At 71.7% G+C, this 15,029-nt stretch carries 18 protein-coding genes; 4 read left to right on the forward strand and 14 right to left on the reverse strand.

The window, feature by feature from the left end:
- Positions 1-510: 510 nt before the first annotated feature.
- The 9 genes from AB0C33_RS46665 to AB0C33_RS46705 form a co-directional block, all read right to left on the reverse strand.
- Entirely contained in the window at positions 511-2,310 is a 1,800-nt protein-coding gene (locus tag AB0C33_RS46665; RefSeq protein WP_358300784.1) for an ABC transporter ATP-binding protein, read from the reverse strand.
- The gene (locus tag AB0C33_RS46670) at positions 2,307-2,792 is read right to left on the reverse strand and encodes a hypothetical protein (protein ID WP_358300787.1); all 486 of its coding nucleotides are present in this window, start codon (positions 2,790-2,792) and stop codon (positions 2,307-2,309) included. Before AB0C33_RS46670 ends, AB0C33_RS46665 begins: the two co-directional genes overlap by 4 nt.
- Positions 2,792-3,289 (reverse strand): MauE/DoxX family redox-associated membrane protein, encoded by a 498-nt coding sequence (locus tag AB0C33_RS46675; protein ID WP_358300790.1) that lies wholly within the window; start codon positions 3,287-3,289, stop codon positions 2,792-2,794. Before AB0C33_RS46675 ends, AB0C33_RS46670 begins: the two co-directional genes overlap by 1 nt.
- Before the next feature lie 67 nt (positions 3,290-3,356).
- Complete coding sequence (locus AB0C33_RS46680; protein WP_125645566.1) at positions 3,357-3,536, reverse strand: hypothetical protein; 180 nt, start codon at positions 3,534-3,536, stop codon at positions 3,357-3,359.
- Between the two features lie 96 nt (positions 3,537-3,632).
- The gene (locus AB0C33_RS46685) at positions 3,633-4,505 is read right to left on the reverse strand and encodes a winged helix-turn-helix domain-containing protein (protein ID WP_358300794.1); all 873 of its coding nucleotides are present in this window, start codon (positions 4,503-4,505) and stop codon (positions 3,633-3,635) included.
- A 51-nt stretch (positions 4,506-4,556) separates the two neighbouring features.
- Positions 4,557-5,000, reverse strand: coding sequence for a S26 family signal peptidase (locus AB0C33_RS46690; RefSeq protein ID WP_358300797.1), 444 nt, complete (start codon positions 4,998-5,000; stop codon positions 4,557-4,559).
- A 239-nt stretch (positions 5,001-5,239) separates the two neighbouring features.
- The gene (locus tag AB0C33_RS46695; protein WP_352356176.1) at positions 5,240-5,431 is read right to left on the reverse strand and encodes a hypothetical protein; all 192 of its coding nucleotides are present in this window, start codon (positions 5,429-5,431) and stop codon (positions 5,240-5,242) included.
- 220 nt (positions 5,432-5,651) lie between these two features.
- A complete protein-coding gene (locus tag AB0C33_RS46700) occupies positions 5,652-5,798 on the reverse strand; it encodes a T6SS immunity protein Tdi1 domain-containing protein (protein WP_358300800.1) in 147 nt (48 codons plus the stop codon).
- Positions 5,799-5,894: 96 nt separating this feature from the next.
- The gene (locus AB0C33_RS46705; protein WP_358300803.1) at positions 5,895-7,172 is read right to left on the reverse strand and encodes a serine hydrolase domain-containing protein; all 1,278 of its coding nucleotides are present in this window, start codon (positions 7,170-7,172) and stop codon (positions 5,895-5,897) included.
- A 193-nt stretch (positions 7,173-7,365) separates the two neighbouring features.
- Here AB0C33_RS46705 and AB0C33_RS46710 point away from each other — a divergent pair, with 193 nt between their 5' ends.
- Positions 7,366-8,439, forward strand: coding sequence for a serine hydrolase domain-containing protein (locus AB0C33_RS46710; protein WP_358300806.1), 1,074 nt, complete (start codon positions 7,366-7,368; stop codon positions 8,437-8,439).
- A gap of 68 nt (positions 8,440-8,507) precedes the next feature.
- On the opposite strand, the gene AB0C33_RS46715 is transcribed toward AB0C33_RS46710, so the two are convergent.
- The gene (locus AB0C33_RS46715) at positions 8,508-8,648 is read right to left on the reverse strand and encodes a hypothetical protein (protein WP_352356170.1); all 141 of its coding nucleotides are present in this window, start codon (positions 8,646-8,648) and stop codon (positions 8,508-8,510) included.
- A gap of 228 nt (positions 8,649-8,876) precedes the next feature.
- Between AB0C33_RS46715 and AB0C33_RS46720 the strand changes: the two genes are divergently transcribed.
- The gene (locus AB0C33_RS46720; protein ID WP_358300809.1) at positions 8,877-10,205 is read left to right on the forward strand and encodes a WD40 repeat domain-containing protein; all 1,329 of its coding nucleotides are present in this window, start codon (positions 8,877-8,879) and stop codon (positions 10,203-10,205) included.
- Between the two features lie 153 nt (positions 10,206-10,358).
- On the opposite strand, the gene AB0C33_RS46725 is transcribed toward AB0C33_RS46720, so the two are convergent.
- Together AB0C33_RS46725 and AB0C33_RS46730 are read right to left on the reverse strand one after the other, a co-directional pair.
- On the reverse strand, positions 10,359-10,673 hold the full coding sequence (locus tag AB0C33_RS46725; protein WP_358300812.1) for a hypothetical protein: 315 nt from the start codon (positions 10,671-10,673) through the stop codon (positions 10,359-10,361).
- 116 nt (positions 10,674-10,789) lie between these two features.
- A complete protein-coding gene (locus AB0C33_RS46730) occupies positions 10,790-11,008 on the reverse strand; it encodes a hypothetical protein (RefSeq protein WP_358300815.1) in 219 nt (72 codons plus the stop codon).
- Between the two features lie 177 nt (positions 11,009-11,185).
- On the opposite strand from AB0C33_RS46730, the gene AB0C33_RS46735 reads away from it, so the two are divergent.
- Together AB0C33_RS46735 and AB0C33_RS46740 are read left to right on the forward strand one after the other, a co-directional pair.
- The gene (locus AB0C33_RS46735) at positions 11,186-11,341 is read left to right on the forward strand and encodes a hypothetical protein (protein ID WP_358300818.1); all 156 of its coding nucleotides are present in this window, start codon (positions 11,186-11,188) and stop codon (positions 11,339-11,341) included.
- A 241-nt stretch (positions 11,342-11,582) separates the two neighbouring features.
- On the forward strand, positions 11,583-11,789 hold the full coding sequence (locus tag AB0C33_RS46740; protein ID WP_352327996.1) for a hypothetical protein: 207 nt from the start codon (positions 11,583-11,585) through the stop codon (positions 11,787-11,789).
- 145 nt (positions 11,790-11,934) lie between these two features.
- On the opposite strand, the gene AB0C33_RS46745 is transcribed toward AB0C33_RS46740, so the two are convergent.
- Together AB0C33_RS46745 and AB0C33_RS46750 are read right to left on the reverse strand one after the other, a co-directional pair.
- A complete protein-coding gene (locus AB0C33_RS46745) occupies positions 11,935-12,930 on the reverse strand; it encodes a pyridoxal-phosphate dependent enzyme (RefSeq protein WP_358300821.1) in 996 nt (331 codons plus the stop codon).
- On the reverse strand, positions 12,927-15,029 hold a 2,103-nt coding region (locus tag AB0C33_RS46750), incomplete at its 5' end, for an MFS transporter (protein WP_358300824.1). The genes AB0C33_RS46750 and AB0C33_RS46745, both read right to left, overlap by 4 nt.

Raw genomic sequence — 15,029 nt, forward strand, 5'->3', positions numbered from 1 at the left:
GTTATCCGTACCTCGGCGCCCCGATCGCTGGCGCCGACTTTCCGTAAGCGGCAGCGCGTCCACCGCCCCGGCCCCTCTTGCTCAACCACACTGGCCGCGGCAGTCCGACCTTCTGCCCTACCTCGTTCTGTACTGCTGTCCACGTTCGTCCGGGCAGCCCCATCGTGGTGCTCGTGCCGCCCTCGTGGATTCGTTCCTTGCGATGTCAGGAACTCTAGCTCCCCTTGGCGCGAATGTCTACCGTGGCGACTACAGATTTCTTTCGCATCAGAGGTAAGAACCCGCCTCACGGCCAATCCGGTGCAGGCGTGTCCCGTTGCGAGCGGTGGGCGCGATGTCCAGGGCCTGGGAGCGGGGGCGGAGGTTGGACGGGCGTCCTGCCGGCAACTCTTCCCTGGGGTCGACGACCATGGTGATGTTGGCCGGACCGCCGTGCTCCACGGCAAGGGCTTCGAGGCGATCGGCCACCTGCGCCGATCCGCCGGGGCCGACATCTGGCCTGAGGCGGCTTCAGGCGTGCTCGACGGTGTAGCCGCTGGCCTGGAGGGTGAACAGGCGGGCGTATTCGCCGCCGGCGGCCATGAGGGCGGTGTGGGTGCCCTGTTCGGCGATTCTGCCCTCTGCCAGCACCACGATGAGGTCGGCGTCCTTGACCGCGCTCAGCCGGTGGGAGATGAGCAGGCTGGTGCGGCCGGCTCGATGCTCGCGCAACCTGTGGTGGATGGCGTGCTCGGCCTCCGCGTCGAGCCCGGCGCTCGGCTCGTCCAGGACGAGCAGGTCGCGTTCCCCCCTGATCAACGCTCTGGCCAGGGCGAGCCGCTGCCACTGGCCGCCGGACAGCACGACGCCGGAGGTCTCGGCCGCGTCGAGGAAGCGGTTGCTGAGCAACGTGTCGTAGCCGTGCGGCAGGGCGTCCAGCGCCGTGTCCACCCCGGCCAGCCGGGCCGCCGTCCTGACCTGCTCGGGCGAGGCGCCGAGTGAGCCGAGTGAGATGTTCTCGGCCGCCGTGAAGTCGTAGGCCACGTAGTCCTGGAAGACCGCGGTCAGCCGGGAGCGCAGCTCGGCGGGGTCGGCGTCGCGGAGGTCCGTCCCGTCCCAGCGGACCGCGCCGCGCGACGGGTCGTAGAACCGGCACAGCAGTTTGACCAGCGTCGACTTGCCGGCGCCGTTGCGCCCCACGAGCGCGACGCAGGCGCCGTGCGGGATGGTGAGATCCACTCCGCGCAACACCCACGGTCGCCCCTCGCCGTAGCGGAACCAGACGTCCCGCAGCTCGATCCCGGAGCGGAGGGCGGGCAGCGGGCGGGGCGGGCGGCGTACGGGAAGGTCCGGGGCGGCGGAGACGACGGCGCGGTAGTGTCCGAAGACCAGCAGCGCCTGGTGCAGCCGGGCGACCTGGGTGACCCCGCCCGACAGCGCGCCCTGCACCCCGGCGACGGCGGCGGCGAAGACGGCCACGTCGCCCACGCCGAGACGGCCGCCGGCGATCGCCCAGATCAGCCCGGCGCCGCCGATGGCGGCGCCGAGCAGGGCGAGCAGCCCGTGTCCCGCCAGCGCGCGCCGTTCCAGGGCCTCCTCCTGGCGGTTGACCGCGCGGACCTCGCCGAGGAGACGGTCGCGCAGGTACGCGCCCAGCCCGAACAGCCGCACCTCCTTGGCCGGCTCGACCTCGGTGAGCAGGCCGGCGTAGAAGATCTGGCGGCGCATCGCGGGGCTGATCTGCCATTCGAGACCCACCTTGCGCCTGCTCAGCGACAGTTGCACGCCCAGCGACGGCAGCGCCGACAGCAGGACGATCGCCGTCATGACCGGGCTCAGCGCCGTGAGGGCGGCGACGAACCCGGCCAGCGTGACCAGCCCGCGCACCAGCGACAGGCTGGGGGCCAGGATCTGGTTGGCCGCGCCGGTCCCGGCCTGCTCGGCCAGCCTGAGCCGGTCGCGGAAGCGGGGGTTCTCGAACGGGCCGAGGCCGACGAACGCGTTGACCGAGGTGAACAGGCGCTCGCGGGTCAGCAGGCCCAGGCCGCGGCGCAGCCGTCCGTCGGTGTGTTCGGTGAGATGCGGCAGCAGCGCGGCGACCAGGCCGACCACGCCGAGCATGATCGTCGGCATCAGTACGGCCCGGCCGCCCGCCAGGCCGTCCAGGATCAGCTTGGTGGACCAGGCGGCGGCCACCGGCGTCGTGCCGCCGGCGAGGACGGCGAGCACCGAGCAGACGGCGGCGACCGGGGCGGCCCGCCAGGCCAGCCCCCACACCGTCACGGCCCGCCCGGCCAGCCGTGACACACCGGGCGAGACGTCGTGGGTCATGCGGTGACGGGAGCGCCGAGCCCGGCCACGGTGACCGCGCGCGACCTGACCCGGCCGGAGTCGTCGAGCAGGTAGAAGGCGGGGAAGGCGGAGTTGGGGAAGGCCAGGCAGATCGGCCCGTTGGCGGGTTCGGCGATCACGGTGGCGCTGCCGCGCAGCGCGTCCGTGTAGCTCTCCCCGCCGGGGCCGGACACGACGGCGAGCACCTGCGAGGGGGAGTAGCCCGCGTTGGCGACGAGCTGGAGGAACGGCGGCAGTTGCCCGGGGCAGGCCTGGCACTCGGTGTCGAAGAAGCCGATCACCGAGGGCCGCCCGATCCCGCGCACGTCGGGGACGGTCGAGCCCACCGGCAGCAACGGCGGCCCCGTGGGAGCGGCGTGCTGCTCGGTGTGGCGCACCCTGCGGATCACCGCGAACGTCAGCACCAGGTTGAGCGCGCTCATGACGCCCACGATGACCAGGGCTGCGATGACGTACGGCATCAGAGGTTCCTCTCCAGGAGAAGGTCGGCGAGGTCGTCGAAGAGCACCAGCACGGCGGCGAGCACCGCGGCGGCGACCAGCGCCAGCGCCACCCCGGCGGGTTCGACGCGCCCGCCCGGCGTCACCCAGCCGGTGACCGCGACCGCGATCAGCAGCAGGTTGCGCACGATCTGGGCGCGGCTCAGCGGAGCGGCGGTGACGCCGAAGCACCGGCAGGCGGCGGTGGAGCCGCGGCGCAGGGCCAGCAGAATCGCGGCGGCGAAGGCCGCGAGCAGTGCGGCGGCCAGCACGAACCCGGCGCGCTCGCCCAGGGCGAGCAGCGCCACGGCGGCGCTCTCGCCGGCCAGTACGGCCACCGCGACCGGCGCGGCGGGCAGCCCGGGAGCCAGACCGGGGACGGAGGACACGAAGGCGCGCCAGCCGGTGGCCTTGCCCGCCAGCGCGGCCAGGAAGACCAGGCAGAGCACGGCCCTGCAGCCCAGCTCTATGTACGGCATGGCGCTCCTTCACGGGTGGTGCCGCCCACGACCCCCTGGGAAGGGGGCGTGGGCGGGGTGTGGAGGGTCAGCAGCACTCGTAGCAGGACACGTAGGTCGTGCAGTCCGGCCGCACGCAGGTCCACGCGGTGTGGTCGAGCCAGTGGTAGCACCAGCACTCGTAGGGGCACCCCCTGGCGTCCGCGGTGCTGGCGGGCAGCAGGGCGCCGAGCATCCGGTCGCCCAACGCCTTGAGTGTGCGAGTCATCCGACCTCCTGGGTGAGAGGGGCTGTATTCGCCTGATCATCACCATCGGGCCAGGGGAGGGGCAATCCTTTCGGACCGCCACCGAAATGCGACAAATCAGGCACTGTATTCGAGGAGTTCGTGGCCCAGCGAGGTGAGCACGTGCCGCACGGCCCGGCCCTCGCGGTAGGTGTTCACGAGCCCCGCCAGCCGCAACGCCGTCACGTGCTCGGACACCGTGGAGGCGCTCACCGCCAGCGACCTGGCCAGCTCGCCGGTCGCCGAGCCGCCGCCGATCGAGCGCAGCACCCTGGCGCGGGCCTGCCCGACGACCTGGGCCAGGGCGTCCACCGACGCGGGACGCCGGGCGCCCTCGTCGCCGGCCGGATAGGCGATGACCGCCCTGCTGTCGCCGCGGGGCGGCGACAGCGCGAGGAAGCAGCGGCTGGCGCACATCAGCGGCGAGAACGCCACGCCCCCGTCGCCGAGCTCCACCGGCGACGGGCACAGGTCCGAGGTGTCGATCTGCAGGGCGCAGCCGTACCAGCTCAGCCTGGGGGTGAGCCTGGGCAGCGTACGGCCGAATCCCCGCACGCAGATCAGCTCGGAGTAGCGGTTCACGTGGGCGTTCAGGCGGTGGCGGATCGCGTCCCACTCGGGAGCCACGCAGCTGACGTAGAAGGCGCGGAGCGCGTCGGCGACGTCACCGAGACCGGGCTGGACGTCGAGCTCGTCGTTGAGCGTGCCCGCGCCGGGCGGCAGCGGCAGGTCGGCCCAGAGGAAGCCGGACACGCTGTGCGGCGCGTGGTGGACACGCCGGACGAACGGCATGGCCCTGGCGGGCGTCCTGCGCGCCAGATCCCGCCACGGCGATCCGGGTACGGCGAAGCCGGGATGATGCAGGCACAGGGCGGCGAACAGGGTGTGGTGCAGCGGGGAGATGGTGAAGGTGGTCGCGGCCAGTCCTGCGGCAGAAAAGACCAGACGCATATCCCAGCCCCGTTGTCAGGAAATGTCCGGACATAATGGAGTATGGGGCTGTTAAGACGTACTAACAAGGGTGCGTAGGACGACCCCCAGAACCCGATCGGCCGGGACGAGCCCCCACAACCGCGAGTCCGCGCTGACCTCCCCGTCCCCCAGCACCACGAGCTTTCCGGGCGGGACCGTGGCGGGCAGTCCGGGGCACTGCGGCGGCACCGGTTCGCCCGGCAGCGCCGCGACCCGCTTGACCACCCAGTCGGCGGCCGCGACCTCGGGCAGCGGCCCGTCCCGCCACCGCATTCCCGGCCCGATCGGTTCGAGCACCACGATCTGCCCGCGCCGGCCCGCCTTCCCGCGCAGCACCAGCAACCGGTCGCCGGGCCGCAACGCCGGCACCATGCTCTCCCCCCGTACGGTCACCACCGCCAGCCGGCGCCTGGCGACGAACGCGACCACGACCAGCAGGGCGGCGAATCCGGCGAATACGGCGATCATCGGCATGGCGCGAGCGTAAACGTCCGGCCTGTGGGGCTCAAGAACTCGTCCGGTCGGACGGAAGGGGCTGCAGTCCTGTCTATGGCGGACGCCGTCACCAGGCGAGAGCGACGCTCGGACGGCGTGGGGCGCCCGTTCCTCGGGGGCGAACACTCATGGGGACGGGCGCGGTTCTGCGGCGTCGAGGAACACCTCGTTCCTGCGGCGCGGAGGCTTGCGAGGGTGACATCGCGGTGGTGATCCGGCTAGTCGGGGGAGCGCAGGAGCATTGCCTCCACCTCGGAACCGGCGTCGGCCGTGCAGACGTACGTGGGCCTTCCGGTCGCCGGGTCAACGGCGTACAGGGTCGCCCGCTTGCCGCACTTCGAGCACCAGGCGTCCGGCCCGCCGCCGAGTTCGGCCAGGCCGACCTTGATCTCTGGGATAACAAAAGCCATGCGGGCAGCGTAGGTCGGCATGGTCAGGACGTCCGTGGTGACAGGGCGTCATGCGGAATCCATGCCCGCAGATTGTTCGACACGGGAGGTGCCGGGCCTGGTGGTGGCGCGGCGCGGAACGGTCAGTACACCGGGCTCGTCCACTGCCACTGGTTCCGCGGAGGCGGCCCTCGTCTGCCGGGCCGAACCTGCTCATGGACCTCGGTGAGCACGCAGCCCACTACGACGCCCGGTTCGAGGTCCCTTGCCGGAGCTCTCCGGCGACATGCCAGTAGATCTGGATGTCGAATCGGCTCAGATTGGCCACGCGATCCTCGCCGCCCAGGAAAAGCGGAACGTCATAACCCAGGCACTCGCCGAAGCCCAAGGGGGCCGTGTCGATGGCGCCCTGCCGGTTGGTTCCATGACGCCCGCACCGCCGTCTGGGCGGGCGGGCGCCGGTTGCCGGTGAACGGCGGGGTTGTCAGAGGTAGGTGCCGTACAGGTCTGCGGTGGGCCAGGTGGTCACCGCGTTGGCGGCCTTGTGGAGGGCCGGGTCGATGTCGGCGTAGCTCAGGCCCGAGGCGTCGTCGCGCTGGTTGAAGAGCGCGGCCCAGGTCAGCCCGTCATACCGCCGCACCAGCAGGGTGTAGGTGCCGGGGAGGCTGCCGGTGTGCCAGGTGTTGCGGCCGCCGGTGACGTTGCGGACCGACCAGCCGCAGCCGTACCACCAGCCGTCGCCGTTGACGCCGGTCTCGGGTTGGGCGAAGGCCCGGGAGATCGACGTCGAGGTGAGCACGGAGCCGGCGGCGTCGAAGATCCCGGCGAAGCGCACCAGATCGACCGCCGTTCCCAGCCAGCCGCCGTGCGCGTCCATGTTCTCCAGGTTGAACGAACCGTACGGAGCCGGGACGGACGTGCCGGAGGCGTCGAACACCGTCTTTCCCGTGTACTTCGAGACGTACGGCACCTCGCCGGTGACGGCATCGGCCTTGAGCGTGCGCCCGAGCCTCATCCGGGTGATCCCGCGCGGCCCGAGGATCTTCTGCTGCACGTACGTGCCGTACGGCATGCCGCTGACCTTCTCGATGATCCGGCCGAGCAGCAGGTAGTCGTAGTTGGCGTAGGCGTACGTGCTGCCGGGGTCGTGGTCCAGGGCGAGGCCGCTGGCGTACCGCATGATGTCGGCCTGGCGGACGGGCAGCGCCGCGCCCAGCGCCCTGGAGACCGCCAGGTCGCTGAACATGGGGTCGGCGGTGATGGACGAGTCCCAGCCGCCCAGGTGCTGCAGCAACCTGAGGACGGTCACGTCCTTCAGCCGGGGATCCACCGTCTTGCCGGACGGCGGCGTCAGGGGGAGCAGGTCGGGCAGCCGGTCGGTGAGCTTGAGCTTGCCGTCCTGCACCAGCTTGAGGACGGCCGCGCCGGTGATGGGCTTGCTCAGGCTGGCGATCCGGAACAGCGAGGTCGGCTGGGTCTTCAGGGTGGTGCTGGTCGTCCAGGTGTAGCCGCGGGCCAGGACGAGCTTGCCCTTGCGGGTGACGGCGAGCGATCCGCAGGAGAGGTTACGGGCCTGCATGAAAGCCTTCATGGTGCTGTCGAAACTGCCCAGCCCGGCTCCCAGGGTTCCGGTCGTCTTCCACGTCCCGGCGGCGGCGTCCGCTCTGCCCGGCTGACCGGCGACGAGCCCGGCGCCGGCCAATTCGAGCCCGGCCAGGCCCATCGTCCGGCCGAAATCGCGTCGGGTCAGCCTGTCAGGCATCTGTCTTCCTCCTTGATCGAACACAACACCACCGGGCAAACTACCTCAAACTTCACCGCTGGTGGCGCAGACCGCCCGAGCCGGGCGTGGTAGGGCAGTCCCCACCATCCGGACACCGGGCGGCATGATCGATTCCGGTGCTCGGCAGCCACAGGATGGGCACATCACCTCGTCCAAGGGAGTTGCCGAGAACATGCGTAGGTATCTTGCCGCAGCTGCAGCCGCCGTCGTCCTGCTGGGCGCCGCGTCCCCGGCGCCGGCCGCCGCCAAGCCGTCGTCGCCCACCTTGCAGCAGCAGCTTGACCGGTTGACCCAGCAGGACGGGCTGGCGGGTGCGCTGGTGTCGGTGCGTGAGCCCGGCGGCCGGGTCAGGACGTGGACGTCCGGCGTCGCCGAGCGCGGCTCTGACCGGCCGATGGTCGGCGCGGACGCGCACTTCCGCATCGCCAGCGTGACCAAGTCGGTCGTCGCGGCCACCGTGGTGCGCCTGGCGGACCAGGGCAAGATCGATCTGGACGCCCAGGCGGAGCGGTACGCGCCCGGTCTGCTCGACGGCAGGCCGATCACCGTGCGGCAACTGCTGACGCACACCAGCGGCCTGCCCGAGTACCTGCCGCTGATCGACCCGGCGCGCCTCGGCGCCGACGCCGACGCCGACTTCCTGCGTCTGGCCCTGGACGCCGAGCCCACCGGCGAACCCGGCGAGAAGTGGGCCTACTCCAACACGAACTACCTGGTGGCCGGCATGCTCATCCAGAAGGTCACCGGAAAGGACTTCCGGACGGTCACCCGCCAGGGCGTCCTGAAGAACCTGCGGCACACCTACTGGCCGCGTCAGAACGAGCTGGACATCCGCGGCAAGCACGCCCACACCTACGGCGTGAACCCGTTCGACCCGAAGAGCCAGGGCAAGGTGGTCGACACGACCCTGGAGCCCGGCTACCTCTTCGGCGCCTCGGGCGGCCTGATCTCCACCCCCGACGACCTGAACCGCTTCTGGCAGTCCCTGCCCGCCTCCACGATCAAGACCATGCTCGCCCGGACCGTCCCCGCCAACGACCCGCCGAAGGCCGACTACGGTCTGGGCGTCTACTCCTACCCGTTCGCCTGCGGCCCGGCCTGGATGCACGACGGCGGCCTGCCCGGCACCCGCGTCCTCAGCGGCCGCGACCGCTCGGGCCGCGCCGTCACCCTCTACGTGACCGGCACCCCGAAGAGCGACGCGCACATCTTCGAAGCCTTCGGCACCGCCCTGTGCGGCAGATGACCCAGGCCCGCCGGGGGAGCCGTCACGGGCGGGAGCCCGATTCGGGCCGGCTGCCCGCGCCACCGGCGTCAACGGCGCAGCAGCAGGCGCAGCAGACGTAGCGCCCGGGAGCGGCGGGCCGAGTCGGCCGAGAACATGTAGATCATGGCGGGGAGCGTCACCAGCGCGGCGCTCGTCACGACCAGTGCGGCGAGGTGGGGCAGCATCATGGAGCTTCCCTTCGAGAGTTCGGCATCGCCTCGGCCGGTGCCGAGGGGCGCGATATCAGGATGGGGCGCGCCGAAGTGCCGTTGACGATCTGTGCCAAGGTCTTACGCGATCCGATGAACCCGTACATCGGCTGACAGAAACTGACGGTTCCCGGCCCGGATGGCGATGTGCACGGATCCGTCACGGGTGGGTTTGGTTCTTCGGGATTCTGGAATCCTGACATCACCATGTCTCCGCATGCCCCCCTGCCGGAGGATCCCCTGGCCGTTCTGCGCGAACGCCTGCGGGACCTGCATCTCCACGCGGGCGAGCCCAGCAGCCGGGCTCTGGCCAGGCAGACGGGCGCGATGAGCCACTCCACCGCGCACGGGGTGATCCGCTGCGTCAGCCTGCCTCGATGGGGCAACCTGGAGCTCGTGGTGGAGGCGTTGCAGGGCGACGTCACGGAGTTCAAGGCCCTGTGGATCGCCGCCCACGACCTGCGTTCGCAGCGCGGTCGCCCGCTGGATCCCGAGACCGGGCCCACAGCCCGGACGGAGGACGCCCAAGGGCCGGCCTCCGATCCACCGCATGAGCTGTATCGGCCGGTGGACGGGGCGGATGCGGAAGGTCACTCCGGCGCCGTCTGGTCGGTGGCCTTCCATCCGGACGGGCGCATCCTGGCCAGCGGCGGCGGCGACGGGACCGTGCGGCTGTGGGACACGGTGACGGGCAGGCCGTGGCGGGAGCCTCTGCTGGGCCACACGGGTGCCGTCGTGGCGGTGGCCTTCCATCCCGATGGGGATCTCGTGGCCAGTGGTGGCAGCGACAAGACGGTACGCCTGTGGACGACCGACGGGTTGCGACCGGTGGGTGAACCGTTGCACGGCCATGCCGGCACTGTCTGGTCGGTGGCCTTCCACCCGAACGGGCACGTCCTGGCCAGCGGCGGCATCGACGGCACCGTGAGGTTGTGGGACATCACCACGGGAAGGCCGTTGCGGGGGCCGCTCATCGACCATGACGGCGCCGGCTGGGCCCTCGCCTTCGACCTCGACGGACACCTGCTGGCCAACGGCGGGGACGACGGCATGGTCCGGTTGTGGAACACGACGTCCGGGCAGCCGGTCAGTGAGCCGTTGGCAGGTCACAGCGGCGCGGTCGTGACGGTGGCCTTCCACCCGGACGGGCACGTCCTGGCCAGCGGCGGCGACGACGAAACGGTGCGGTTGTGGGATCCCGCATCGGGACGCGCCACGGCCGACCCCTTCGTCGGCCACATCGGCCCGGTCCGGTCGGTGGCCTTCCATCCGGGCGCGGACCTGGTGGCCAGCGCCGGCGATGACGGGCTGGTCCGGTTGTGGCAGCTCGATTCCGGAAAACAGGTGGGGCGGCCTCTCGACGGCCACACCGGTCCCGTCCGGGCCATCGCCTTCCACCCGCACGGGCATCTGCTCGCCACCGCGGGCGCCGACAGGAAGGTGCGGTTGTGGGAGAGCACTCAGCCGCCCGACCACCAAGTGCTGTACCGGCGCATCGACAACCTGCACGCCCGCTTACGCGGGTCGCGTTCATAGCGGGTCGAATCTCACAGCGGTGGCGAGGGGCCGGCCCGGGTCGGCTGCTTTCGCCCCGCGCTCCGCTGTCCGCCGCTCTCCGGCGTGCACGTCGAGGCGTCCTGCCGGGTCTCCGCCACGGTGCAGCACCGCACTGCGTACCAGCGCCAGCTGTCAGGCGCGTCCCCGGCTGTGGTCGATCATTGACAGCGCCGCAGCCCCGAAGCTGCAGATGATCTGCCCCACCGTCACCAGCAGGAGCGCGTAACTCGGAAGACCGCCCGACAGGTTGATCACGAGCAGTGCGATGAACAGGGACATCAGGAGAGCGGACCAGCCTGAGAGGTGGCCCGAGCGGGGCTTGTTCCGCCGGGCCATCCAGGTCGGCGGGTGACCGACGATCACGGTGTAGGCGCCTGCGAGAGCGTTCACAGTGGCTAGCGTGAGAAGAACCCACACGAATACCGACATCACCTGATCATCATCCATGGCCGTCCTCGGCCTCGCAATCTCTGCCGGCGGCCGTCCGCGCAGACTCACCGTTCCCGGGTACGAAGCGTGCCCGGGGCTGCCCGGTGGTGAAGACGCGTGGAAACCCCTGAAGGTCATCTGCGCGATCGATGGAGCCAGGTGGTGAGCAGCGAGGCCACGAGCCATACGGTGACGAGCACAACGGCACGCGCGGCTATGTACGCCGCCGTCAGAAGGCCGTCGATGACGTACTCGGTCACTGCGTCTACGAGGAACATGATCGTGACGAAAAGAGCGACGCCGAGCACGACGTGGGCCGGGTCTTGGCCCTTGAGCCCGGGACGTCGCGCCATCACCAGGACACCTTCACGCTCGGCCGTGCTGCATGTGCCGCTGATCGTAGTACATGCCGCATCTGTACCTGTGGATGGGACGCAGATCGATCGCATCGCAGGCGTGCCGTACCGCGGTACCCGGGGGCGTGTTCCGTGGACTGGTGCGGCCATCGCTACTGACATGGACAGGTGACCGTGTTCAGTCTTACGAGGGAAGTGCAGCGCGCCGTGGACTGGGAACGGTTCTCCGCCGAGATCGAGACGACCGGGCTGCTGCTCGACTACGACCGGTGCGTCCTGGTGCCGATGGTCCGCGAGTTGAACGGCCGGTTCGCGCGGCCATCGAGATGATCGACGGCGAGCTCGCTCGCGTGGCAGGCGCGCGCGAGGTGTACGCCGACTTCTACCGCGCGTACGCGGAGAGGTTCCGCAAGCGTTCGTGGGCGCCGGAGGCCGCCGGTCAGGCGATGCCGCCGGCGCGGGAACGAGGGGCTGCTTCCTGACAGCTGACCGGGCACCGAAGAGCCGTTGCTGATGACAGGTGGCGGCAACGGTGCGACTGTGAAGGCAGGGCGACCTGCTGGAGGAGATCGTGGAACACCCCGAGCTGACCACGGACATGGTTCTCGCCGCCGTCCGGGATCATGGATTCGCGGCCTATGACGTCCTGGTCAAGGATTTCCCGTCGGACGTGGTGGTCGCGGAGTTCACGAAGGCGGCCAGGTCGGGCTTCACCACCTTCGGCGTAGGGGTGCACCTGGCGTCGTTGACGGACAAGGGGCGGGAGCGTCTCGGTTAGGCACAGTCTGCAAAGTTCTGCGGGGCGCCGGATGCCGGGGTGACGGCACAACGGGCCGGGGCGGTCGGGGCGGAGTGATCGTCCGATGTGGCGTGGTGACGGCGCTCGCGGGCGCCGCCACCACAGCCGTTGGCTCTGGCGTGGATCAGGTGCTTCGTGCCAGTGGCTCCTGGCTGGTTTCCGGGGTGATCGCGACGTTGCCGCCGGAGAGGACCGCGACGACCGGCCCCGGCGGCAGGTGCGCCTGGTGGGTGAGGTAGGCGGCGGTGGCCACCGCGCCGCTGGGTTCGGCGCGTTCCCCCAGCTCCCGGTGGAGCAGGCCGGCGGCGGCGTCGATGGCGTCCTCGGTCACGGTCACCATGTCGTCCACGTACCGGTGGATGTGCTCCCAGGCCAGGGCGCCCAGCACCGGCGCGCGCAGGCCGTCGGCCCGCGTGCGGTAGGTCAGCTCCACCGGCCACGCCGTGCGCGTGCCCGACCGGAAGCTGGCCGTCCCATCGGCGGCCAGCTCGGGCTCGACGCCGATCACCCGGATCGCCGGGTCGGCGGCCTTGACCGCCACCGCGATCCCGGCCAGCAGGCCGCCGTTGCAGACGGGCACCAGGACGGTCCCCGCGTCCGGCAGGTCCAGGCAGATCTCGGTCCCGGCGCTGCCGTGCCCGGCGATGACGTCGAACGCGTCGGAGCCGATCACCGTCGCGCCGAACCGGTCGGCCAGCGCCAGGCACGCCTCCTCCCGCAGCGCGGGCGGGACGATCACCACCTCGGCGCCGAGCCGGCGCGCGGCGCTGACCTTCAGCTCGGGCGCCGTGTCCGGCAGGACGACGGTCGCCCGCACCCCGTGTTCGGCGGCGGCGTAGGCGATGGCCTGGGCGTGGTTGCCCGACGACTGCGCCACCACGTGCCGGACGCCGCGCCCGGCCAGCCGGCCCACGGCGTTGGCCGCGCCGCGCACCTTGAAGGAGCGGGTGGGCTGCCGGTTCTCCGGCTTGACCCAGAGCCGTTCGCCGGGCAGCCGCAGCAGCGGCGTGCGCCGGACGTACGGCGCGATGCGGTCACCGGCCGCCCGGACGTCGGCCGCGGTGACCAGCCGCGCGCCCGCCGTCCCCTCCATTTCCATGGGCTCAGCACCGCCGTTCATGCGCTCAGCACCCTCTCCTGGATGGCGTCCAGGTCGGCCGCGGCCTCCGAGGGCGGGGCGGCGTCCGGGACGAGGTCCTCCAGGTGGTGCAGCGGCCGGTGCCGGAGCCCCAGCAGCCCCCACAGCACCAGGAACACGCCGCTGGCCAGCAGCACCACCCCGGCGCCCCCGCCGGGGCCGGTGGCGAACCGTCCGGCCCAGTCCGCCAGCGGGCCGGCGGAGAGGAAGCCGATCGGCTGCATGGCCGTGGCGATCATGATGTTCACCGCGAGCACCCGCCCCTGCAGCTCCGGCCCCACCTTGACCTGGATGATCGACAGCCAGTGCGCGTTGCCGATGCTCATGCACGCCAGCCGGACGAACAACCCGGCCGCGACCAGCCACACGACCGGCCACACGCCCATCAGCACCACGCCGATCCCGGAGCCGACGACGAAACCGATCATGCCGGTCGCCCGCCGCCGGGTGCCGCCCCACACCAGCACCACGCCGGTGCCCACGGCCGCGCCGACGCCGCCGACGGCGGTCACCGCGCCGAGGTCGGCCGAGTCGCCGATGGCCAGCACGACCGGGGTGACCAGCACCCACATCAGCGCGGTGCAGAAGTTCACCACCGCGAAGTAGAGCGCCATCACCATCAGCGGCCGCCGCCGGCGCAGGAACCGCCACCCGCCGGTGAGCGCCGCCGTGAACGTCTCCTCGCGCCGGTGGAACAGCCGGTCGGGGAAGCGCACCAGCAGCAGCGTCAGCACGCCGACCGCGAACGTGGCCACGTCCACGGCCACCACCGCCGACAGCCCGAACAGGCCGATCAGCGCGCCGCCCGCGAGCGGCGCGACCACGTTGCCCGCGCCGAAGCCCACGTTGGCCAGCGCGTTGGCCTGCGGCAGGTACGGTTTGGGCACCAGCTGCGCGATCGCCGCCAGCCAGGCGGGCTGCTGGAACGCCGACACGACCGAGGTCACGCCCACGATGAGGCAGACGTTCCAGAACTCCAGCCGATCGGTGGTCAGCAGCAGCACCAGCGCCACCATGGCGATCCCGGACAGCGCGTCGCAGGCGAGCATGATCTTGCGCCGGTCCACCCGGTCGGCCAGCGCGCCGCCCAGCGGGGTGAGCAGCACGGCCGGGATCTGCGCCAGCATCGTGATCAGCGCGAGGTCCAGGATCTCGCCGCTGCGCTGGTAGGCCCACACGCCGAGCGCGAACGAGCTCAGCGCCGTGCCCAGCGCCGAGACGATCTGACCGCCCGCGACGGTGTAGAAGGACCCCAGTCTGGTGCGTTCGGGCGGGCGCACCGGATCGGGCAGCGTTCCGGCCGCCCAGCGGGTCAGGTGCGCCAGCACGACGGCGGCCAGCGGCTCGGCCTGGTGACGCAGGAAGTAGTGGCCGGCCCTGGGCAGCACGGCCCGCTCCACCCGCGGCGCGAACGCCGCCCACTCGGTGTAGCGCTCCTCGTGCAGCTCGGTGGCGCGGTCGCGTTCCCCGACCAGGCTCAGGATCGGGGCGCGCAGCGGCGTGCCCTCGCCGGCCAGCTCCTGGCCGAACCACTCCTGCGCCTGGTCGGCGTCGTGCCGCATGGCCCGTACGGCGGTGCGTTTGGCGGCCTCGTCCATGTCGTCGAGCAGCCCGCCGGAGGCGCGCAGCGCGTCGCGGAACATCCGGTCGGACACCCAGCGGTCGCCGCCGAACAGTCGCCTGACCATGCCGGGCAGCCGCGCGGCCGGGAAGCTGGCGGCGGCGATCACGCCCAGCACGGGCACGCCGTCGGCCTCCAGCTTGCGCGCGAGCGCGACGGCGGGCGCGGAGCCCACGCAGTGGCCGTAGATCGCGACCGGGCCGGACGCGGTCGCCGCCACTTCGGCGGCCAGCACGTCCACCAGCTCCGCCAGGGGCAGCGGCAGCTCGTCGGGTCTGGCGGGGTCGTGGCCGGGCAGCTCGACCGAGAGCACCTCGACCCGGTCGCCCAGCGCCTGGGCCAGCGGCTGGTAGACCGCCGCCGACCCGCCGCCGTACGGCACGCAGAGCAGGGTGAACTCGCTGGCCGGGCCCCCACCCAGCCGGTGCAGCAGCCCCGCGCCGCTCTCCTGGCCGAGGAA

Source organism: Nonomuraea sp. NPDC048881 (assembly GCF_040649795.1).
GTDB lineage: Bacteria > Actinomycetota > Actinomycetes > Streptosporangiales > Streptosporangiaceae > Nonomuraea.